Annotated in this window: 22 protein-coding genes; 7 read left to right on the top strand and 15 right to left on the bottom strand. The window is 65.8% G+C overall.

The annotated features are described in order from the left end of the window. Positions 1 to 12: 12 nt before the first annotated feature. The 5 genes from Q331_RS0106810 (at position 13) to Q331_RS23890 (ending at position 4,221) form a co-directional block, all read left to right on the top strand. The gene (locus Q331_RS0106810) at positions 13 to 279 is read left to right on the top strand and encodes a hypothetical protein (protein ID WP_245615532.1); all 267 of its coding nucleotides are present in this window, start codon (positions 13 to 15) and stop codon (positions 277 to 279) included. Further along, positions 276 to 1,343, top strand: a complete 1,068-nt coding sequence (gene acsF, locus Q331_RS0106805) for a magnesium-protoporphyrin IX monomethyl ester (oxidative) cyclase (protein ID WP_026380060.1) — start codon at positions 276 to 278, stop codon at positions 1,341 to 1,343. The genes Q331_RS0106810 and acsF overlap by 4 nt, the downstream gene beginning before the upstream one ends. Before the next feature lie 13 nt (positions 1,344 to 1,356). Beyond that, a complete protein-coding gene (gene puhE, locus Q331_RS20400) occupies positions 1,357 to 2,268 on the top strand; it encodes a putative photosynthetic complex assembly protein PuhE (protein ID WP_051630752.1) in 912 nt (303 codons plus the stop codon). Positions 2,269 to 2,305: 37 nt separating this feature from the next. Continuing rightward, a complete protein-coding gene (gene hemA, locus Q331_RS0106795; protein ID WP_026380059.1) occupies positions 2,306 to 3,517 on the top strand; it encodes a 5-aminolevulinate synthase in 1,212 nt (403 codons plus the stop codon). Between the two features lie 368 nt (positions 3,518 to 3,885). Then, a complete protein-coding gene (locus tag Q331_RS23890) occupies positions 3,886 to 4,221 on the top strand; it encodes a hypothetical protein (protein WP_169738473.1) in 336 nt (111 codons plus the stop codon). Between the two features lie 248 nt (positions 4,222 to 4,469). On the opposite strand, the gene pufC is transcribed toward Q331_RS23890, so the two are convergent. The 12 genes from pufC to Q331_RS0106730 form a co-directional block, all read right to left on the bottom strand. Next, a complete protein-coding gene (gene pufC / locus Q331_RS20395) occupies positions 4,470 to 5,690 on the bottom strand; it encodes a photosynthetic reaction center cytochrome PufC (protein WP_156953280.1) in 1,221 nt (406 codons plus the stop codon). Next, the gene (pufM, locus tag Q331_RS0106780; protein ID WP_026380057.1) at positions 5,687 to 6,670 is read right to left on the bottom strand and encodes a photosynthetic reaction center subunit M; all 984 of its coding nucleotides are present in this window, start codon (positions 6,668 to 6,670) and stop codon (positions 5,687 to 5,689) included. Before pufM ends, pufC begins: the two co-directional genes overlap by 4 nt. An 11-nt stretch (positions 6,671 to 6,681) precedes the next feature. Continuing rightward, positions 6,682 to 7,506: a photosynthetic reaction center subunit L gene (gene pufL / locus Q331_RS0106775; RefSeq protein ID WP_026380056.1), complete on the bottom strand. Its 825-nt coding sequence runs from the start codon at positions 7,504 to 7,506 to the stop codon at positions 6,682 to 6,684. A gap of 126 nt (positions 7,507 to 7,632) precedes the next feature. Further along, positions 7,633 to 7,821, bottom strand: a complete 189-nt coding sequence (gene pufA / locus Q331_RS0106770; RefSeq protein WP_026380055.1) for a light-harvesting antenna LH1, alpha subunit — start codon at positions 7,819 to 7,821, stop codon at positions 7,633 to 7,635. 11 nt (positions 7,822 to 7,832) lie between these two features. After that, positions 7,833 to 8,051, bottom strand: a complete 219-nt coding sequence (pufB, locus tag Q331_RS0106765; RefSeq protein ID WP_026380054.1) for a light-harvesting antenna LH1, beta subunit — start codon at positions 8,049 to 8,051, stop codon at positions 7,833 to 7,835. Between the two features lie 126 nt (positions 8,052 to 8,177). After that, positions 8,178 to 8,408: a hypothetical protein gene (locus Q331_RS20390; RefSeq protein ID WP_051630750.1), complete on the bottom strand. Its 231-nt coding sequence runs from the start codon at positions 8,406 to 8,408 to the stop codon at positions 8,178 to 8,180. 84 nt (positions 8,409 to 8,492) lie between these two features. Next, the gene (gene bchZ, locus Q331_RS0106755; protein WP_026380053.1) at positions 8,493 to 9,950 is read right to left on the bottom strand and encodes a chlorophyllide a reductase subunit Z; all 1,458 of its coding nucleotides are present in this window, start codon (positions 9,948 to 9,950) and stop codon (positions 8,493 to 8,495) included. After that, positions 9,950 to 11,620 carry a chlorophyllide a reductase subunit Y gene (bchY, locus tag Q331_RS0106750; protein WP_026380052.1) on the bottom strand — a complete coding sequence of 557 codons (1,671 nt, stop codon included), beginning with the start codon at positions 11,618 to 11,620 and terminating at the stop codon, positions 9,950 to 9,952. Before bchY ends, bchZ begins: the two co-directional genes overlap by 1 nt. A 25-nt stretch (positions 11,621 to 11,645) precedes the next feature. Next, complete coding sequence (locus tag Q331_RS0106745; protein WP_051630775.1) at positions 11,646 to 12,659, bottom strand: chlorophyllide a reductase iron protein subunit X; 1,014 nt, start codon at positions 12,657 to 12,659, stop codon at positions 11,646 to 11,648. Beyond that, entirely contained in the window at positions 12,656 to 13,594 is a 939-nt protein-coding gene (gene bchC, locus Q331_RS0106740; RefSeq protein WP_026380050.1) for a chlorophyll synthesis pathway protein BchC, read from the bottom strand. The genes Q331_RS0106745 and bchC overlap by 4 nt, the downstream gene beginning before the upstream one ends. Before the next feature lie 90 nt (positions 13,595 to 13,684). Next, a complete protein-coding gene (locus tag Q331_RS0106735; protein ID WP_026380049.1) occupies positions 13,685 to 14,830 on the bottom strand; it encodes a methyltransferase in 1,146 nt (381 codons plus the stop codon). Between the two features lie 36 nt (positions 14,831 to 14,866). Beyond that, entirely contained in the window at positions 14,867 to 15,739 is an 873-nt protein-coding gene (locus tag Q331_RS0106730) for a polyprenyl synthetase family protein (RefSeq protein WP_026380048.1), read from the bottom strand. Positions 15,740 to 15,862: 123 nt separating this feature from the next. Here Q331_RS0106730 and crtD point away from each other — a divergent pair, with 123 nt between their 5' ends. Both crtD and Q331_RS0106720 read left to right on the top strand, forming a co-directional pair. Further along, positions 15,863 to 17,362 carry a 1-hydroxycarotenoid 3,4-desaturase CrtD gene (gene crtD / locus Q331_RS0106725; RefSeq protein ID WP_026380047.1) on the top strand — a complete coding sequence of 500 codons (1,500 nt, stop codon included), beginning with the start codon at positions 15,863 to 15,865 and terminating at the stop codon, positions 17,360 to 17,362. A gap of 59 nt (positions 17,363 to 17,421) precedes the next feature. Continuing rightward, entirely contained in the window at positions 17,422 to 18,261 is an 840-nt protein-coding gene (locus Q331_RS0106720; protein ID WP_026380046.1) for a hydroxyneurosporene synthase, read from the top strand. A gap of 231 nt (positions 18,262 to 18,492) precedes the next feature. On the opposite strand, the gene Q331_RS24280 is transcribed toward Q331_RS0106720, so the two are convergent. From Q331_RS24280 to Q331_RS0106700, 3 genes are all read right to left on the bottom strand, one after another. After that, the gene (locus tag Q331_RS24280) at positions 18,493 to 18,627 is read right to left on the bottom strand and encodes a hypothetical protein (RefSeq protein ID WP_281173889.1); all 135 of its coding nucleotides are present in this window, start codon (positions 18,625 to 18,627) and stop codon (positions 18,493 to 18,495) included. Between the two features lie 143 nt (positions 18,628 to 18,770). Further along, positions 18,771 to 19,886 carry a phytoene/squalene synthase family protein gene (locus tag Q331_RS20385; protein WP_084174842.1) on the bottom strand — a complete coding sequence of 372 codons (1,116 nt, stop codon included), beginning with the start codon at positions 19,884 to 19,886 and terminating at the stop codon, positions 18,771 to 18,773. Beyond that, positions 19,867 to 21,399 (bottom strand): phytoene desaturase, encoded by a 1,533-nt coding sequence (locus Q331_RS0106700; RefSeq protein WP_026380045.1) that lies wholly within the window; start codon positions 21,397 to 21,399, stop codon positions 19,867 to 19,869. Before Q331_RS0106700 ends, Q331_RS20385 begins: the two co-directional genes overlap by 20 nt. Positions 21,400 to 21,458 lie beyond the last annotated feature (59 nt).

Genomic DNA, 21,458 nt, shown 5'->3' with positions numbered 1-21,458 from the left:
AAGAAAATTACCGTGCCCTGCACTATCGAGGTAGAGAACACCTTCGACAGCTTGCACGCCCATGTGGAACTCGACGGGGGGCTTGAGATCCAGCCGGGCGATGCGGTGCGTGTCGATGGCGAGCCGATTGTCGTGCCCTATGGCGAGAAGGCCACCTTCCGCCGCATGGCAACCGTGACAAGGGCGAGCGCCCTGGAACGGTTATGGACACGCATGACCGGCGACCTGGAGTTCATGGAACTCCTGGAGTTCAGTTTCTCCTCGGAAAGCAGGCTATGACTATCGAACATCTCTCCATCGCTCCCAACGACACCACCCGCCAGGCGCAGGAAAGCACGGTTCTCAGCCCGCGCTTCTACACCACGGATTTCGACGAGCTCGACGCCATCGACGTCACCCCGGTGCGCGCCGAATGGGACGCTCTCATCGAGGAGATGCGTTCAGACCCCAACAAGAACCATTTCCGCCGCACCGAGGCCTGGGACGACGTGAAGCTGAGCGACCTGCCGGAGGGGCTCAGAAAGGAGTTCGTCGACTTTCTGGTCAGCTCCCTGACGGCCGAATTCTCCGGCTGCGTGCTCTATGCGGAGATGAAGAAGCGCGGCAAGAACCCCGATATCTGCGAGCTCTTCCGCTATATGAGCCGCGACGAGGCGCGCCATGCCGGCTTCATCAACGATGCGCTGAAGGATTTTAACATCGGCGTCGACCTCGGCTTTCTCACACGTACCAAGAAGTACACCTTCTTCCGGCCGAAGTTCATCTACTACGCCACCTATCTGTCGGAGAAGATCGGCTACGCCCGCTACATCACCATCTATCGGCACCTGGAGAAGCATCCCGAATATCGCTTCCATCCAATCTTCAAGTGGTTCGAGCAGTGGTGCAACGACGAGTTCCGCCACGGCGAGGCCTTCGCGCTGTTGATGCGGGCGAACCCGCATGTCACGAGCGGCCTCAACAAGTACTGGGTGCGCTTCTTCGTGCTCGCCGTCTTCGCCACCATGTATGTGCGCGACCATGCGCGGCCGGAATTCCACAAGGCGCTGCACATCGACCCGACCGAGTACGACTTCAAGGTTTTTCGCATCACCAGCGAGATTTCTCGGCAGGTCTTTCCGCTGACGCTCGATATCGACAATCCGCGCTTTCGCTCCGGCCTCGAAAGCCTGCGCCAGGCCAGCGAAGCCATGGCGGCGGCCAGGGAAGCGGGCGGCATCGCCGGCGCGGCCCGGCAAGTTCGCTGGGGCGCCGTCGCGGCCTTCTCCCTGGCACGGCTCTATCTGATGCCGACCAAGGAAAACGCGCCGCCGGCCGAAAGCCGGCTGGTCCCGGCTTGGTAGGGAGGCAGCGAGGGTGGCCCTTTACGCCCTTACCATCATCTACGCGCTGTTCGTCTGGTGGTTCTCCACCGGCGCCATTCTCTATCTGGACGGCCTGCCGCGTTCCACCTTCCGCTGGAGCATGCTGGGGGCCACGGCGCTGCTCGCCGCAGCGCTCTACGGGCTCGCCGCAACGGCGAACGACACCACGGTGGGCGGGGCGTTCCTGGCCTTCAGCTTCGGCATCCTCGCCTGGGGCTGGCACGAGATCAGCTTCCTGATGGGTTATGTCACCGGGCCGCGCAAGAGCATCTGCCCGCCGGAGGCGACGGGCGCGAAGCGCTTCTTCTTCGCCGTGCAAACCATCCTCTATCACGAGCTTGCCATCCTCGCCTCGGCCGCCGCCATCCTGGCGCTGACCTGGCAGGGCGAGAATTTCGTCGGCGTCGGCACCTTCTTCACCCTGTGGGGGATGAGGCTTTCGGCCAAGCTCAACCTGTTTTTAGGCGTGCGCAATCTCGGCGAGAAGCTCCTCCCGGAGAGCCTCCTTTATCTGAAGAGCTTCATGCTGAAGAAGCCGATGAACCCGCTCTTCCCCTTCTCCGTCACCATCGCCACGGGCATTGCCGTGCTGCTGGCGGCGAGCGCCATTAGCGCACCGGCGGGCTCTTTTGCGGCCAGCGCCTTCACCTTCCTGGCGACGCTGATGGCACTTGCGGTGCTGGAGCACTGGTTCATGGTTCTACCGCTGCCGGCAGAGGCGCTGTGGAAATGGGGCATGCGCTCGCACGAGGCGCACAGGCCCGACAAGAAGCAGGCCGGCGGCCAAGCAGGCGGCCGGCCGGGTCCGCCCGCCTTCAGCCATCTTGGCGCGGCGAGCGCCTCAACCAGCTTGCCCGCGCGGCCGGTCTTCGGGACGGCCGGCGCGCCACCTCCGGGAGAATGAGATGAGCAACGAGGATCGCGTCAGCGGAGGCCAGACGATGAACTACGAAGCCTTCTTTCAGAGGGAGCTCGACGGGCTCCGCCAGGAAGGGCGCTATCGCGTCTTCGCCGATCTGGAGCGCCATGCCGGCGAATTTCCCAGAGCCACGCATTACCGCGAGCGCGGCCGCGCCGAGGTCACCGTCTGGTGCTCCAACGACTATCTCGGCATGGGCCAGAACGCGGTCGTCATCGATGCGATGCATTTCGCTCTCGGGCGCTGCGGCGCCGGCGCCGGCGGCACGCGCAACATCTCCGGCACCAACCATTATCACGTGCTCCTGGAGAAGGAGCTCGCCGACCTGCACGGCAAACAAAGCGCCCTCATCTTCACCTCAGGCTATGTCTCCAACTGGGCGAGCCTGGGCACGCTGGCGGCGAAGATTCCCGATTGCGTCGTGCTCTCGGACGCCAAGAACCATGCCTCGATGATCGAGGGCATTCGCCACAGCCGGGCCGAGAAGGTCATCTTCGAGCACAACAGCCCGGAGGATCTGGACCGTAAGCTGGCGGCGCTGCCGCCGAAGCGACCCAAGCTCGTCGCCTTCGAATCGGTCTATTCGATGGATGGCGACATCGCCCCGATCGCGGAGATCTGCGACGTGGCGGAGGCGCATGGCGCCATGACCTATCTCGACGAGGTGCATGCGGTCGGCCTTTACGGGCCGCGCGGGGGCGGCATCTCGGAGCGCGAGGAGGTCGCCGAGCGGCTCACCGTCATCGAAGGCACGCTCGGCAAGGCCTTCGGCGTCATGGGCGGCTATATCGCCGCCTCCACGGCGCTGTGCGACTTCGTGCGCAGCTTCGCCTCAGGCTTCATCTTCACCACCGCCCTGCCGCCGGCCGTCGCGGCCGGAGCGCTCGCCTCCATCCGTCACCTCAAGGCAAGCGAGGCGGAGCGCGAGCGCCAGAAGGAGCGCGTCGCCACGGTCCGCAGGCGCCTGGATGAGATCGGCGTGCCGCATATGGCCAATGAGAGCCATATCGTGCCGGTGATGGTGGGCGATCCGGTCCTGTGCAAGCAGATCAGCGACCGGCTCTTGTCGCAGTACGCCATCTATGTGCAGCCGATCAATTACCCGACGGTGCCGCGCGGCACGGAGCGGCTGAGGATCACCCCTTCGCCGCTGCATTCGGACTGGGATGTCGACCATCTCATCGACGCGCTCGCGACCATCTGGTCGGAGATCGGTCTGTCGCGGGCGGCCTGAGGAGGGCGCGGCGTTCTCCGGCCACGCCTTTGAGCCTTCTGTAGCGAGGTTGAACCGTTCTGCCGGAGCGCCTTGGCGACAGGGCCCTTCGCGGATCGGCAAGGCCGTAGCGGATGCTACGGACGAGCCGGCCGCCGCCTCATCGCACCGCGTCGAGAAAGCGATAATAGGCGGAGATTGCGGCAACGGCGCCACGCCTGAAACTGTGTAGCGGGATGGGACGAAGGGGACGGGCTTTCACCTCGATATCACGTCCGGTCAGGCGTTCCGCGGCCAGTTTTCCGAAGGCGGTCGACATGGCGATACCGCGACCGTTGTAGACCGTTGTAGCCAATGGGCACCAAGAGGCCCAACTGCGGCTCGTAAAGATGCGGCAGGAAGTCAGGCGTCATGGCGATACGTCCGAACCATCGGTGGGTGATAGCAACCCTCTCCAGCTGCGGAAAGATCCGCGTGTTCTGCGGCTCCACACCGCGAAAGGCGGCGGGCTGGCCGGCCGGGTGAACCTGCCGCGGCCGCCGATCACCAGCGGAGGCGCGATAAGCCTGCGCGAGGGGCCATCCACGTTCGCGGAAGCGCGGGCCGCCATGCGGATCTCGCTGCGCCTCGGTCATATCCCGACCGACACCATCTCGCTGAGGCGCGAGCCCATCGCGCTCGGCCGCCGATGTGCCGGCGACGGCGGTAAGCTGCGAAGCTTGTAGCCGGCCCCGCTGGCGGGGCGACATACGAAAAAGCTTCGTCTTGAGAGTCGCTTAAGCCGGGTTCTTGCGAAAGAGAATCGCGTTCCGCTCGGCATTCACCTTGGCGCTTGGCATTCAGCTTGGCGCATCGGTGCGCCGCCAAGCGCGCATGAGCGCAGCCCCTCAGACAAAAAAAACGGGAGGCCGTAAGCCTCCCGTTTCAGGTTCTTGGGGGCAGCGCCACGGAAGGTGGCGCTGCCATGCTTGTCTTACTGCTGCTGCATCTGCTCCTGCATCTGCTCCATCTGCTGCTGCATCTGCTGCTGCATCTGTTGCATCTGCTGCTGCATCTGCTCCATCTGCTGGCGCATCTGGTCGGGCGTCAGCCCTTCCGTCGGCGCCGCAGCCGGGGCCGTTTCAGCCTGGGCCGGCGGCGCCTCGGGCGCCGCGGACGGAGCCGCCTGGGCCGCGACCAACTCCGGATAATCCTTGATCATCGGGAACCGGCCGAGCGGGAACGGCTCGCCCTGGTGGCAGGTGGCGCAGTTTGCCTTCGGAGCATCACCCAACGGACCAAGACGCTCCGGCGGGTATTCAGGCTGCAAAGGCGACAGATAGTCGGCGTTGATGGTCCTGACCAGGTCGAGGCCGGTGAAGGCCGTCACCCGCGCCGGATTGCTTTCCTCCCAGTTCATGAACGACCGACTGTTGTGGCAGTAGGTGCAGTTCACGCCGAGGGCATCCGACAGATGGATCATCAAAGCGTAGGTGTCTTCGGCAGCCTTGATGCTCGGACCCATGCCTTCTCCCGTCGGCAGAGCCGTGGTCGGGATCACGCGCGGGTTGGACGGACCAGCAAGATAGAGCTCCATCGGATTGGCAGCCATCGAGGTAAGCCCCGCGACTTCGTTGCGATGGTTCTGCCCATTCGGGCTGTAGCCCGCATACTTCGCCATGATCGGATTGTCGCTATCGAACCAAATTTCGGTCGGTATCGGCTGCCCGCGATGGCAAGTGTAGCAAGTCACGCCCGTCTGAGCGACGTGGTTCGTCCAGTCAGCGTTGATGTGGCGCGTCATTTCAATCATGCGACGCGACACGATCTTGGTATAGGGCCTTTCAGCGGCGAGGTCGTTCTCGTCGTGGCAGTAGGCGCATCCCTGTTCCGGCGAGACCCATTCCGTGATGACGGTCATAATCCGCAGGAACTGTTCCTCGCTGAGGTCGCCGAGAGCTGGAACGTTCTCGTAGACTTCCGAGGCACGCGGGCCTTCCGCAGAAACCTCCGGGAAAGGCTCAGGGATTGCCGCAACGGCCTTCTGCAGGTCGGCGACTGCCGTCACCTGTACCATGCCGGTTCCGCGATACCCTTGCTGCTGCGACGCTGCAAACGGCCAGATATGGTTGATCGGTGGCCATTGGAAGGTCAGCAGCAAGAGCCCGCCGACGAGGGCGCAGATCGCCAGGGAAATCTTCATTGCGAAGGTCATTGCCCCACTCCCGTCGTCAGAGCCGGATCCGTCACGACCTCAGTCCCAGTCGGGTAGACCGGCACCAGACCGTGCTTGATGCCCCACAGGTACCAGTTGTCGACAACCGTGCCCGTGAGCAGCATGCCGATACCACCGGTGAGCGGCGTCAGAACCGCGAACCACCAGGCCCAGCGATGGATGGATTCCATGGTGGCATTGAAGCCCATGGTCCACCGCCAGAAGAGTGCGGCACGCTCGGCGGCCGTTCCGCGATCGACGATCTGCTCTGCTTCCCGCTCACCGCCGAAGCGGCTCACCGCCAGGATCGTCCCCGCATGCATGGCAAACAAAAGCGTCGAGCCATACATGAAGGCGATCGAAAGCATGTGGAACGGGTTGTAGTACAGATTGCCGTAGCGGATCGAGAACGCCGCGGTCCAATCAAGGTGCGGGAAGATGCCGAAGGGCACCGCTTCCGACCAATGGCCCAGGAGAATCGGCCGCAGAAAGCCGATCACCAGAAAGAGCCAGATCGCGGAAGCAAAGGCCCAGGCGACATGGGTTCCCATGCCGAGCGCTGTCGCCCGACGATAGGTCCGCACCCACCACAGAAGAACCGACAACGTCAGGAAGAAGCCGGCCATCTGCCACCAACCGCCCTGGTCGAGCGGGCAAAGCGGCAGACAAAGTCCAAGCTCCTGAGGCGGCGGCTCAAGGCCGAGCCAGAAGAACTGCCGTGCGAACTCAAGCGGATCCCAGTTCACTGAGGCCAGCATGTTGAGCCCGATGATCTCAAAGGCGAGAAAGCCAAAAAAGATCGAGGCAATTCCCGAAAGGCCGAGATAGACCGGCCCAATCTGCGCGTCGCCAATCTTACCCAACCAGTAGGAGAGGGTCGGCTGCCCAGCCCGGCCAGTCGCCGAAACGCCCGCCGGGACACCGGCGTAGACAGGTGCGTGCACCTGCACCCGGTTAAAGATATTTTGGTATTCAGCCATGGTAACCCCCCCTAGCTCCAGACCGGGAGGTTGAGCCACCAACCCCACCACTCAGGCCATCCGCGCGTCCACAAGGGACCGCTGATGACGATGCAGACAGCGCTCCAGAAGGCGGCCGACACTGCCAGGAAAAGGCCCAGGCGATGAATGCCAAGCGCACCGATGGAGTAGCCCACCACATCGCGGAAGTAGGTGTTCTCGTGCTCCGATCCCTTCACAGCCTCACCCGGCTGCGGGTTGACGGTGGACAGGATCACGCCTCCGTGCAGCGCCAACGCGAGCGTCGTCGCGAAGAAGAAGCTGATGGCGATCATATGCGCCGGATTGTAGTGGAAATGCAGGTACTGGTACCCAACATTCGACACCCAATCGAGATGGCTCATGATGCCATACGGAAAACCGTGCCCCCATGCCCCCATCAGCACCGGCCGGACGACGACCAGGGTGAAGTAGGCAAGAATCGCAAAGCTAAAGGCGAAGGGGATGTGATACCCCATTCCAAGCTTGCGGGAGATTTCGACCTGGCGCAGAGCCCAGCACACAAACGCGCCAAGGGCACAGATAGTGATAATCTGCCAAAGGCCGCCCTCTTCGAGCGGCGCCAACGCCAAGCCGTACGACAGATCCGGCGGAGCGATGTTGATCCGCCAGACGTTCCATGTCCCTCCCAGCGCCGCGCCCCAGAGAATCAGCCCGGTGCCCAACGCTGCGAAGAAGGCCGTCGCCACGCCGAAGAACCCGACGTAAAGCGGCCCGATCCAGAAATCGAAGAGATCCCCTCCGATTAGCGTACCGCCACGAATGCGATACCTCTTTTCAAAGCTGAGCATCGCCATTGCTCAATCCTCCGGTCAACGAGACGCGAAGCGAAATCGCTTCGGCGCAAAGATGGCAGCGGGCTGAAATCCCAGCGGGCTGGAATCCAGTCCGCTGCCATTCGCAAAAAACAACCGTCTCGTCGCTCAGGCGAGCGGCGTGAACAACTCGGCCTGGCTCGCCTGCGCCTTGGTGGCAGCCGGGTTGCCTTCCAGCCAGTTGAAGCGCTCGGTGCTGAGGCAAATGAAGTGAATCAGCAGAGCAAGGACGGTGAGGAACGTGAACAGTGCGACCAGCGTACGACGCGGATCGAACAGGAGCCAAACTTTCCACATTTCTTTTCCCCCTATGCGAGCGTGGACGCCAAGGACGCGACGGTCGGCAGGTCGAGCGACACCCAGCCCTCAGGCCCAGGCCAGAACGGACGCCACATCCACGCCAGGATGTGCGCAACAATCACCACGACAAAGAAAATCATCGCGGAGGTCATGAAGACGCCGTGAAACTCTCGAGCCTCACCTTCCGTCAGACCCGACAGCGAGACCGGCCTATCGATTTCAGCCATTGATCTACCCTCGTTAATGAGCCTTTCGGCCGTTACCGCGCACCTCCCGCGCGGCTGGGAATGGTCACGACGAATGTCGCGACGCAGCTCCGCCCGGCGAAACGCCGGACGAATTCGACAATGCGCTCAGCGCATAAAAGCGAACGGGATGGTCGTATTGGCCGCCACCCGGGCATCCTCGATCACCGACCGTGGGCCATTCGGCCCCGGCGGGAACGGCCGCCAATGCGGCGGCAAGAGCCGGGCGAAGACGCTGACGACGAGGAAGAACACGAAGCTCACCATAAAGATGAGCCGGAAATCGCGTTCTTCCTTCGAGCGCAGCACCGCGGCGTTGGATTTGTCGATTGCAGCCATATGCCCTCTCCATACCAGCCCGGGTAGAAAGGCAGCTCTTGCGCCACCACCTACCGTGGGAATTCTTGCTACGGACGACCCCCGTCATGCGAGCACGTCCTCTTTTATACCGCCTGCGACGCGCCGCATACGCGCAACAGTGACGCGCCCCTCCCCAGCCTGACGCGCGTCCATTTCTGCCTTATCTCTCAGACGCTTAGCGGCAGAGATGCGGATCAGGACAGGCTGAGATTCAACGATTTCGTCGAGCAGGCGCTTGGCCTCGTCTTCCCAAGGCAGCTCCTTGTGAAGCCGCGAGGGAGTCGCCTCGATCTCGTCGAGATTCGTGGCGAGCGGCAGGATGTGGAAAAGCGCGTCGAAGAGCGCGTTGCACACTTCCTGGACGAGATAGGTGGCGCCGGCATAGCCCATGAAGGGCGTGCCCGTATGGCGCCGGATGATCGCTCCCGGGAAGGAAGCGGGAATGTAAACGCTGCGCGCGCCGATCTCCGACAGATACATCCTCTCGTTGTAGCTGCCGAAGAGGACGAGCGGCGTCTTGTCGCGCACCGCGGCCCGCACCGCCTCGTTGTCCGGCTTCACGCCGGCACGGCGGGCGAAGGAGAAGGTGCAGGGCAAGCCCATCTCCTCCTCCAGAAAATGGCGCAGACCGCGCGCATATGTCTCGTTGGCCACCACGGCGAAGCTCGCCGTGCCGAAGAAATCCTGCGTGACGGAACGCCACAGATCCCAAAGCGGCTTGATGGTCGTGTGCTTCTCGCGCTCGATGAAGGGCTCCGGATCGAGGCCCAGGAGCTCGCCGAGAGCGCGCAGGAACTTGGTGGTGGAATGCAGCCCGATCGGCGCCTGCAGATAGGGCTTGTCCAGCGCCTCGCAGAGCATGCGTCCGAATTCGCGGTACATGCAGATATTGACATCGGCATCCACCAGGCGCGGCACCTCCGACAGGTGGCTGCCGAGCGGGAAGACCAAATTGACTTCCGCGCCGATGCCTTCGACGAGGCGGCGTATCTCGGCCAGATCGGAGGGCGTGTTGAACATGCCGTAGATCGGGCCGATGATGTTGACGCGCGGCTTGTCGCCCTCCTGGCGCGGCCGCGGCTTGGGCATCTTGCCCTTCCTGGCGCCGTATTCGGTCCACAGCCAATACATGGCCCGATTGGCGCTCTGCCACTGATCCTCGTCGATGGTGCGCGGCAAAAAGCGCTGCAAATTGGTGCCTTCCGGCGTCACGCCGCCGCCGATCATTTCGGCGATGGAGCCGGTGACGACGACGGCCGGCAGCGCCGGGTCGAGCGTTTGATGGGCGCGGCGCATGGCGCCCTCGGTGCCGGTCTTGTTGAGCTCGTCCTCCGACAGCCCGGTGACCACGATGGGCAATTCATGCGGCGGCAGAGCGTCGGTGTAATGCAGCACCGAGGTGACCGGCAGGTTTTCGCAGCCGACGGGACCGTCGATGACGACCTGCAGCCCCTTCATCGCCGTGAAGACGTAGACAGAGCCCCAGTAGCCGCCAGCGCGATCGTGATCGAGAACCAGCATCAGACCACCGATTCCGCGACCTTCTTGGGGTCAGCGGCCTTTCTGGCTTTCTGTGCCTTGGCAAGCTCGCGCCGGCGAAAGTCGGAGCGGTCGGCGGGAACATCCTCCCACACGCCGGCGGCATCACCCGTGCCGACGCCTTCGAAGAATTCCCGCATCTCGTCGAAGCGGGCCTTGTTGGCGATGGCGGCGTTGACGACCTGGGCCAACGAGCCCGCCCCGGCCACGCCCATCAACGGGCGGGCGGAGATGAGATTGGTGAAATAAAGCCCAGGGATGGCCAGTTCCTTGGCCTTCTGCACGACGGGCGTCGTGCCGATGGCCAGATCCGGGCGATGCTCCTCCATGGCCGCGATATCGGCCTCCAGCGAGGCGCGATAGGTGATCTTGACGCCGCGCGCCTGCAGCCATTCGCGGTCGGGATCGGAATAGGGCGTCTGCGGGCAAGCGGTGCCGACATAGGGCACCTCGGCGCCGCTCTCTATCAGCAGGCGCGCCACCAGAAGCTCCGAGCCCTCATAGCCCGACAGGGTGATGCGGCCCTTGATCGGCGCATTCTCCAGCGCCTGCTTGATCATCGGCAGGAAACGGTTCTTGGCCGCATCGACGCTCTCGCGGGCGACGCCGCAGGCCTCGCCGATGGCCGTCAGCCACGCCTCGGCACCGTCGTGACCGACGGGAGCGGAGCCGACGACCGGCCGGCCGGCCGCCTGAAACTCGCGCATGGAGGCACGGTAGAAGGGATGGATCGCCGCCGCCGCGGCGCAATCGAGCGCGGCGTAAAGCTCGCGCCATTCGCGCGTCGGCACGACCGGGCCGACGGCCAGGCCGAGCGGCTCCAGCATCATGCCGATGCCGACCGGATCGGCCGGGAACATCTCGCCGAGCAGCGTCACCGTCGGCTTCTCGCTGGGCCCGCCGCGCGGCGCCTGAACCGGGCCCTGCTCGGCCTCGGTGCGGGCGTAATGCAGCATGGCGCCGGCCAGAACGTCCTTGGCCTCCGCATGGGTCGGCACGCCGAAGCCGGGAACGTCGATGCCGATGATCCTGACGCCGTTGATCTCCTTCGGCAGCAGGCGCAGCGGCACGCCGGAGGCCGTCGGCACGCACAGATTGGTGACGACGATGGCGTCGTAATGGTCCGGATCGGCGAGCTTGTAGACGGCCTCGCGGATGTCCTCGAAGAGCTTGCCGGTGACCAGCGTTTCAGAATCGAAAGGCACATAGCCGACGGAGCGGCGCGCACCGTAGAAATGCGAGGTGAAGGTCAGGCCGTAGACGCAGCAGGCGGAGCCGGAGAGCACGGTCGCCGTGCGGCGCATCCTCAGCCCGACGCGCAGCGAGCCGAAAGCCGGGCACATGGATTGCGGCTGGTCGTGCGGCCCGGTCGGGTAATCCTCTGCGTAGCGCTCAAGAACGTCGCTGTTGCCGGCCGCCTCGGCGGCGCGGCGCATCTCGTCCTTGCCGGCATGACAACCCATGCCGTCGTCCCTGGTGGCGGCGAGATCGACATTGGCGGGTGCGGCATCGGCCGATGCGGCGGCAGGGGCGTCGCCAGAGACGACGCGCTCCGCCTGCCCCTGGCGCTCATTCGCCAGCGGGGCAGCGGCGGCGGCGTCGTAGACGACCTCCGCCGTCGGGCGGTGCGCCTTGCTCTGCCGGTCTGTCATGTCCTACGCCCCCTCCCTACTTGCGTCAGACGGTGTCGTAGATGACTTCGAGCGATGGCTTATCGACCGTGTCGGAGCCACACATATCGGCCATCGTCGCCGGCTCCAGCACCACGTTGCGGCCCACCTCGTCGCTCTTGAAGAGGCCGAGAAGCCCCTCCTGGCTGAGCGGCGTCGGGCGCACGGGCGGGGCGTCGGCCACATTGGTCGCCAACTCCTCAAAGAGCGGCGCCCATTGCGAGCCGGGCCGGCCGATGATCTGGTAATTCGCGCTCTTGCGGCGGATATCCTCGTCCGCGGGAATGGCGGCAAGGACCGGAATGCCGACGGAGCCGGCGAAAGCGGCGGCCTCGCCGGTGCCGTCGTCCTTGTTGATGACCATGCCGGCAACGCCGACATTGCCGCCGAGCTTGCGGAAATAATCGACCGCCGAGCAGACGTTGTTGGCGACGTAGAGCGACTGCAGGTCGTTGGAGCCGACGACGATGACCTTCTGGCACATGTCGCGGGCTATCGGCAGGCCGAAGCCGCCGCAGACCACATCGCCGAGGAAATCCAGGAGCACGTAGTCGAAGCCCCAATCGTGGAAGCCGAGCTTCTCCAGAAGCTCAAAGCCATGAATGATGCCGCGTCCGCCGCAGCCGCGGCCGACCTCCGGCCCGCCGAGCTCCATGGCGAAGACGCCGTCGCGCTTGAAGCAGACGTCGCCGATGGCGACCTCCTCGCCGGCCGCCTTCTTGGCGGCGGAGGTCTCGATGATGGTCGGACAGGCGCGGCCACCGAAGAGCAGCGAGGTGGTGTCGCTCTTGGGGTCGCAGCCGATGAGCAGGATCTTCTTGCCCTGCTGCGCCATCATGTAGGAGAGGTTGGCGAGCGTGAAGCTCTTGCCGATGCCGCCCTTGCCGTAGATGGCGATGATCTGGGTTTCCTTCGTCACCTCGCCGGCCGCCGGCGGATCCGGCTCCACCGCCGCCTCATCGCGCAGATAGTCGGTCATCGAGCGCCGGCTGAAGCCGCGCTGATTGCCGTCCAGGGTCATGAGGCTCTCCAATCGAGAATCATCTTAAGGCAGGCTGCATCGCCGAAGGCGGTTCGATAGGCATCGCCTGCCTGCCGCGCCTCGCAGCGATGGGTGATGAGGCCGTCGAGCGACAGGCGCCCCGCCTCGACGAGTTCCTTGACGGCGAGAAGATCGGGCTCGCGCCATTCGGCGGCGATCCTGATGCGCGCCTCGCGCATGAAGGCCGGCGGGAAGGAGAAGGAAAGCGGCGCCGAATAGAAGCCGGCAAGAACCACCTCTCCCGCAGGAGCCAGGCGCGCGATGAGCTCATCCAGCAGAGCAGAATCGCCGCTGACATCGTAGATGGCGCGATAGTCGCGCCGCGTGTCGTCGGCGGGATCGAGGATCGTATAGCCCTCGGCGCCCCCCGCTCGCTCAGGATTTGTTTCCCATACCGCCGGCGGCTCGCCGCCCATGGCAATCGCCAGACGCGCCAGGAGCCGGCCGAGAACGCCGTGACCGACGATGAGATCGGGACGCGCCTCGCCGCCCGCGGCGATGGCGTGATAGGCCGTGGCGGCAAGCGCCAGAAGCGTGCCGCGCTCGGCGAGATCCTCGCGAATGGTGATCGCCCGCGAGGCCGGCACGACCAGCCGCGCCGCAGCGCCACCGAACAGGCTGCGCACATCGGCGAAGCAGCGCGCGCCGGGAACGAAGACGCGCTCGCCGATGCGCGCACGCGCCGCCTCCCCCGTCTCGCTGACCCGGCCAACGGATTCGTAGCCCGGCACGAGCGGATAGCCCATGCCCGGAAAGTGGGGCATCCGGCCCGACCACAGAAGACGCTCCGTGCCGGTGGAGATGCCGCTCCACTCAATGTCGACAACGACATCGTCCGCGCCGGGGGACGCGAGCGCGACCTCCTTGAGCGCGAGGCGCTCCGGCTCTTCCAGGACGACGGCGAGGGTGTTCATCGATGCCTCAGCTCGCTGCAACATGCTTCCGCGGCAGCGCTTTATCAGAGGTGTAAGTCTAACTTGACCACCTCAGACGTCAAGCCAGATTTACACATTGGAATGATCCGGGGTGGCGACCAAAACGCGCGCCAGGACGGGTGTCGGGCTCGGCAGAAGGCGGGTGCGGGCGAAGCCGGCGCGGCGCAGCATGGTGCGGATTTCCGGCACGGAACGGGGCCGTCCGCGGCCCATCGCCATCAGGTAAAATCCGAAATAGGCGTCGCTTGCAGGCTCGCTCGCCGGGCTTGCCGCCATCGGCTCGGCGATCAAGAGCTTGCCGTCTTGCGGCAAGGCGACACGGGCGGCGCGCAAGAGCGTCATCACCGCCTCGTCGGGGTGGTCATGAACGATTCGGACCAGGGTAATGAGATCGGCGCCCTGCGGCAGCGGATCGCGCAGGAAATCGCCGCCCAAGGCCAGCGCCCGCTCGCCCAGCCCCTTGTCGGCGAATCGCTGCTGGGCCCGCGCCGCCACCGGCGGCAAATCGAAGAGCATCAGCCGCAGATGCGGCGCCTTCTCGCCGGCCGCCATCAAGAACGTCCCGTCGCCGCCGCCGACATCCAGGACGGCGCGATGCTTGTCGAGCGGATAGGCGGCGAGGATCTCCTGCGAGATCATCGTCTGGGAGGTGCCCATCAACTGGGTGTAGGCGCCGACCCTCTCGGCCGGCAGGTTCGCCGGTTCCTCGGCCTTGGCGTAGGACCAGTAATTCTCCAACTGGCGGGCGCCCCCCTCCTGGCGCAGCAGGGCGAGCGGCTCCTTGAGGTCGGCATAGAGCATGGCGTGATGCTCCACCATCGCGGCGATGCCGGGATTGCCGATCATCGCCGCGCCGAGAGGCCCGAGGCCCCAGCGACCGCCGCGGCGGCGCGAGACAAGGCGCAGCGAGCCGGCCGCCTGGAGAAGACGCGAGGTCGCCTCCTCGCTAAGGCCGAGGCGCTGGGCGAGCACCGGCACGCTCTGCGGGCCGGCCGCCAGAACGTCGAAGAGCTGCAGGCGCACGCAGGCGGCCAGCACCTGGGAATAGACGAAGCCGGCGGTGATATCGAAAAGCGAGCGCGCCTGGCGCCGCGCGATCGGTCGGGTCAGCGGGTTGGCGGCCGCCCATTGCCTGAAGCGCGGGCTCGCCACCAGCCGGTCGCGTAGCGACAGGACCGGCTCCAGCCAGAACGTCGCAAGATCGGAGGCCTGCATCTTCGTTTTCCGAGGAGCACCGAGCTCCTGTCGGCCTTACGCCGCGACGCGGTCGGAAAGCTTCTTGGGCACCAGCCGCTTGGCTTCGGACATGACCAGCGCCTTCAACTCGTCGGCGCCCTGGCAATCGGGCACCGCCTCGACCGCTCCGGAAACGAGACGGGTGAGCTTTTCCACCGTGCCGTGTACGCCGAGCTCGCGCACCGTGCTCGGACGTCCGAGCCGCGCATCACAGCCGACCGGCTTGCCGAGCTCATCCTCGGCCGCCACGGCATCGCGCAGATCGTCGGCCACCTGATAGGCCTCGCCGAGCCGCTCGCCGAGCGCCCGCCAGGGGCCGGGATCGGCACCGGCCGCCACCGCGCCCGACACCGTCGCGGCGACGAAGAGGGCGCCGGTCTTGGCGCGGTGATATTCGGCGACGGAAACGCGCGGCTCGCTCTCCCAGCCCTGGCCGGCGACGATGCCGGAGGGCATGCCGACGGCGCGCCCGAGCGTCAGGACCAGCGAGGCCAGACGATTCGGCGAGCCCGCGCCGGCGCGCGCCAGCGTCTCAAAGGCAAGAACGATGAGGCCGTCGCCGGCGAGCACCGCCAGGGGCTCGTTGAAGGCGCGGTGCACCGAAGGCCGGCCGCGCCGCAACTCCGCATCGTCGAAGCAGGGCAGATCGTCATGCACCAGCGAGGCGCAGTGCATCAGTTCCAGGGCGGCGGCGGCGGCGCTGGCCAGCGCCGGCTCGTCGTCGCCGCAGGCGCCTGCGGCCGCAAGACACAGGCGCGGGCGGATGCGGGCGCCGCCGGGAAAGACGGCATAGCGCATGGCCTCGGCCAGTTGCGGCGGCGCGCCGGCCGCTTCGGCATGGCTCACCGCCATGTCGAGAGCCTGTTCGATACGGACCATGGCTTCCATGACGCTCCCCTAAGCTCCCGTTCTGTCAGTCTTTGTTGTCACAAAGAAGTGTCAATCAGGATGGACAGATGCTACCCGTAAGTCAATGCTTTGTGCGGGTCTTGCGCAGGAGGAAATGTCGCGGTGCGCACGCAAAAGGTGATCGTCGTCGGGGCCGGAATCGGCGGCCTGGTGGCCGCCCTCAGGCTCGCCGCGGCGGGTGCCGACGTCACCCTCATGGAGAAGGAAAAGGCGCCAGGCGGCAAGATGCGCGAGGTCGCAGTCGGCCATGCGCGCATCGACGGCGGGCCGACGGTCTTCACCATGCGGCCCCTGTTTGAGGAGATCTTCGCCGCCGCCGGCCTTTCCATGGAGGCCGAGCTCGCCGTCAAGCCGGCCCACATCCTGGCGCGCCATGCCTGGAGCGAGGATGAACGGCTCGACCTCTTCGCCGACATGGAGGCGAGCGCGGAGGCGATCGGCGCCTTCGCCGGGCCTGAGGAGGCGCGCGGCTATCTCCGCTTCTGCGCGCGCGCCAAGCGCATCTTCGAAACGCTCGAGGAGCCGTTCATCCGCGCCGCGCGGCCGAGCGTCGCCAGCCTCATCCGCAGGGCCGGCCTCGCCGGGCTTCCGGGCCTCATGCAGATCAGCCCTTTCACGACGCTCTGGCAGGAACTCGGACGATTCTTCAAAGACGAGCGGCTGCGCCAGCTCTTCGGGCGCTATTCCACCTATTGCGGCTCCTCCCCCTTCCTCTCCCCGGCGACGCTGATGCTGATCGCCCATGTGGAACAGGAGGGGGTGTGGCTGGTGGAGGGCGGCATGCATCAGGTGGCGGCGACGCTCGCCCGCCTTGCAGGCGAGAGGGGGGCGCAGATCCGTTACGGCGAGGCGGTCGGCGAGATCGTCGTCGAAAACGGGGCTGCCCGCGGCGTGCGGCTTGCCTCCGGCGAGAGGCTCCAGGCCGACGCCATCGTTCTCAACGCCGATGTGGCGGCGCTCGCGGGCGGGCATTTCGGGGCGGATGCAGCGAGTGCCATCCGCCTGCCCGGCGGCGCAGAGCGCTCGCTTTCGGCCCTCACCTTCTGCCTTCTCGCCGAGACGGAAGGATTTCCGCTCATCCGCCACAACGTCTTCTTCTCGCGCGACTATGCGGGCGAGTTCGAGGCCATCTTCAAGGCGGGCGAGTTGCCGGAGGTGCCCACCGTCTATGTGTGCGCCCAGGACCGTGACGATGCGGCGGATCGACCTGCAGGCCCGGAGCGGCTTTTCATCCTGGTGAACGCGCCGGCCCGCGGCGATAGAAGGCCCTTGGAGGTCGAGGAGATTGCCCGATGCGAGGAACGGACATTGGCCCTGATGGAAAGATGCGGCCTGAAGTTTCAGGGGCCGGCCGCAGCGAAGGTGCTGACGGGGCCGAACGAGTTCGAGAGGCTGTTCCCGGCGACGGGGGGAGCGCTCTACGGCCAGGCCTCGCACGGATGGAAGGCCTCCTTCGAGCGTCTGGGAGCGACGACACGGCTGCCGGGCCTCTATCTGGCGGGGGGCAGCGTGCATCCGGGAGCGGGGGTGCCGATGGCGGCCCTGTCGGGGCACATGGCGGCGGAGCGGCTTCTCAGCGACTTCGCTTCGACGCCAAGGTAGAGTCTGGCGGCTATCGCTGGTGGTATGTCGACGCGCTCAGCGACGACGGACGTCACGGCCTGACGATCATCGCCTTCGTAGGCTCCGTCTTCTCGCCCTATTACGCCTGGGCACGGCAACGCGGCACGCCCGATCCGGAGAATTTCTGCGGTCTCAACGTGGCACTCTACGGACGGGGAGGCAAACGCTGGTCGATGACGGAGCGCGGGGCTTCCGCGCTCAAGCGCAGCGGCGAAGCGATGGTCGTCGGCCCGAGCGCGCTCACTTTCGACGGTACGGCGCTGACCATCCGCATCGAGGAAGTGACGGTGCCGATCCCCTCGCGCCTGCGCGGCGTGGTGCGCATCGAGCCCGCGGCGATGACGCCGGGTCCCTATGCGCTCGACGAGGCCGGCCGTCACCAATGGTGGCCGATCGCGCCGGCCGGACGCGCCATCGTGCGCATGGAGCGGCCGCAACTCGCCTGGCAGGGCAAGGCCTATCTGGACAGCAATTGGGGAAGCGAGCCGCTGGAAGACGGCTTCGTCTCATGGGACTGGTCGCGCGCGCCACATCCAGACGGCGGAGCGGTCCTTTACGACATGCAACGCCGCCAAGGCGGGCAAAAGACGCTGGCGCTTCTCTTCGACCAACAGGGAGGCGCTGCCCCCTTTACGCCGCCGCGCCCGGCGCCGCTGCCGACGGCGCCCGTTTGGCGGATCGCCCGCGCCATCCATAGCGAGGGCGAGGCGAAGGTCGTCAAGACATTGGAGGATACGCCCTTCTATGCCCGCTCGCTGGTGAAGACCCGGCTCGCGGGCGCCGAGGTGACGGCGGTGCATGAGAGCCTGTCGCTGGAACGCTTCCGCAGCGGCTGGGTCAAGATGCTCCTGCCCTTCCGCATGCCGCGCGCGGGATAGCTCCAGCCGAATCGCAAGCTTCAGCGCTTGCGGCCGCTGCGCAATTTGTAGACGATGAAGACGATCGCCAGCGCGATGAGACCGCCGATGGTCATCAGCGTTAGCGATTGAAGCAGTGCCATCTCACCCATTGCCCTTCTCCCTTGTTCTCACTGGGCGCGCGGAGAGTAAGGAGCCTGGTTGCGTGTCACAAGCGGCGCAGCGACGCGCGGCACCCCGCCCGGAGCCTGCTCAGCCGGAAAGCTCCGTCTTCTCTTCCCGCTCCGCCTCGCGCTCCATGCGCAGCCGGTCGCGCCGCAGCGAGACGAGTTCCCAGATACAGAAGGCAACCACACCGCCGAGGATGACGACCTCGAAAAGTATCATCGGGCCCGGGCCCATTCGCTCCTCCACTGCTGCCTGAATCATCCAGTCCTTGCTTCCTGGTCTTTAGGAAACTTGGGCAGTGAGAACCAAAATCAATCCACCTCGGTGGAAGCGGATCCGCCCGATAGCGCCGCCGTTACGCGTCAAGCCCCGGAATCTTGAATCGCCGGCGCATGTCGTAACAGGCCTTGCTGTCCAGCCGGGTTGTCGCTCGTCATGGCGTCGCGCTCGGCAAGCACGGTGAAGAGGTCGATCACCCACTCAGCATGTTCGCCAACGCCGCGGCGACGAATGCTGCGCCTGAGATACGGCGAATGGGCCGCCGTCATGGCCGCGTCGACAAGGAACTGCGTCTCGGCCAGCGGCTCGAAGGCGAGGCCCTCGGCGCCGGAAAGCCGCGTCGTGGAGGTGCGGGCAAGAAGCCAGGCCTTGCGCGAGGCCGGTACGACGGCCCGCTGGGACACCGAATCGAGACCGCGCCGCTCCAATTCGCGGCCGATCTCGGCATAGAGCCGGCAGGCGGCGTGGATCGCCGGGCGGCAATGCCAGGGAAGCCGGGCGATGCCGCTGGAAGCGCGCAGGTAAAGCTCGTCGGCCGTGCGCAGGAGGCGGTGGATGACGGCACCGAGCTCATCACTGAACTGCGGGTTCTCGAGCCAAGCATCCGGATCGATGCCGGCCTCGCGCATCCAGGAGAGCGGCAGATAGATGCGCCCGTTCCTGGCATCCTCGCCGACATCGCGGGCGATATTGGTGAGCTGCATGGCAACGCCGAGATCGCAGGCGCGGGCGATGACGGGATAGCCGCATTCGCCCATCAGCATCGCCATCATGGCGCCGACGGAGGCGGCAACGCGGGCGGCATAGGCGTTGAGCTCGCCCAGCGTCTCGTAGCGGCGCCCCTCCAGGTCCCAGGCGAAGCCGTCCAAGAGAGCTTCCGGCAAGGCGCGCGGGATGCCGTAGCGAAAGACGATATCGGCGAAGGCGCGGTCGGCGGAGATCGGCACCGGACGGCCGGCATAGGCCGCGTCGAGGCGCTGGCGCAGGCGGTCCAAGGCCGCCGCCTCGCCGTCGGAAAGGTCGATGGCATCGTCCGACAGCCGGCAAAAGCCGTAAAGCGCGTAGGAAGGCCCGCGGATCTGCGGCGGCAAGAGCATGGAGGCGGCGAAGAAGGTGCGCGAGCCGGTGCGAATCAGCTCGCGGCAGGCCGCGTGATCGGCCGGGCTCGCCAACGGCTGGTCAGGCAAAAGCGGCCGCATCGGGCACCACCTGGTCGAGGACTTTCGCGGATGAGAGAACGCCGGGTATGCCGGCGCCCGGATGCGTGCCGGCGCCGACGAGATAAAGGCCTTCCACGTCCTCGCTCTTATTGTGCGGGCGGAACCAGGCGCTTTGCAGGAAGACCGGCTCCAGGCCGAAAGCGGCGCCCTTGAAGGCCAGAAGACGCTCGCGGAAATCCACCGGCGTCACGACCCGCGAGGAGACGAGGTTGTCGGCAAGGTCCGGCAGGACGGTCTGCGACAGGAAGCTCTCGATCTTATGGCGATAGGGCTCGGCGGCGACGGCCCAATCGGTCTGCGAATCAAGATGCGGCACGGGCGAGAGCACATAGAAGGCGTCGCAGCCGTCGGGCGCCAGCGAAGGGTCGGTCGCCGTCGGCCGATGCAGGTAGAGGCTGAAATCGGGAGCGAGATGTTTCTTCTCGAAGATGTCGTGGAGCAGCTCGCGGTAGCGTGGGCCAAGCAGGATGGTGTGGTGCGCCACGTCCTCGTAGCGGCGTCTGGTGCCGAAATACCAGACGAAGAGGCTCATCGAATATCGGGCCTTGTCGATCTTGCGGTCGGTCCAGCGCTTGCGGGCCGAGGCCGGCAGAAGATGCCGGTAGGTCCAGGCCGAATCGGCGTTGGAGACGACGATGTCGGCCTCGACGGTCTCGCCGCTCTTCAGCCGCACGCCCTTGGCCCGGCCGTTGCCCAGAAGGATCTCGCCGACCTCCGCATTGGTGCAGACATAGCCGCCCTGCCCCTCAATGAGGCCGACAAGGCCCTCCACCAGCTTGCCGGTGCCGCCCATGACGAAGTGCACGCCCCAGTGACGCTCCAGATGGGCGATCATGGCGTAGATGGAGGTCGTGCAGAAGGGGTTGGCGCCGATGAACAGCGGATGGAAGCTGAGGGCGATCCTCAGCCGCTCGTCCTTCACGTAGCGGGCGACGCAGCCATAGACGCTGCGGAAGCTCTGCAGGCGCACGAAATCCGGCAGCACCTTGGCCATGTCGAGGAGGGAGCCGAACGGCACATGCGCCAACTCCTGGAAGCCGACTTTGAAGATCTCCTCGCTCTCGGCCATGAAGCGCTCGTAGCCGGCGACATCGGAAGGCGAGAAACGCGCCACCTCGCGCCGCATCGCCTCAGCGTCGGCGCAGCATTCGAAGATCTCGCCATTGTGGAAGCGCAGCCGGTAGAAGGGCGTCAGCGATTTCAGCTCAACATCGTCGGAGAGCTGGCGCCCGCAAAGCTCCCAAAGCTCCTCCAGGAGGAAGGGCGCCGTGACGATGGTCGGACCGGAATCGAAAGTGAAGCCATCCTGGCGGAAGACATAGGCACGCCCGCCCGGCCTATCGAGCTTTTCCAGGACGGTGACGCGGTAGCCGCGCGCGCCGAGCCGCACCGCCGCGGCGAGTCCGCCGAAGCCGGAGCCGATGACCACGGCATGCGGCCGGCGCTTCAGATCGTCGGAAACGGGCAGATGGGGCGAGGCGCGTGTCAACATGATTGGACATCTAACCCTGTCCAAGCGCCGCTGGCAACGCGACATGCGCGTCCCGGCAC

The organism is Afifella pfennigii DSM 17143, from assembly GCF_000688515.1.
GTDB classification, from domain to species: domain Bacteria; phylum Pseudomonadota; class Alphaproteobacteria; order Rhizobiales; family Afifellaceae; genus Afifella; species Afifella pfennigii.
This window is presented reverse-complemented; position numbering and strand designations above follow the sequence as displayed.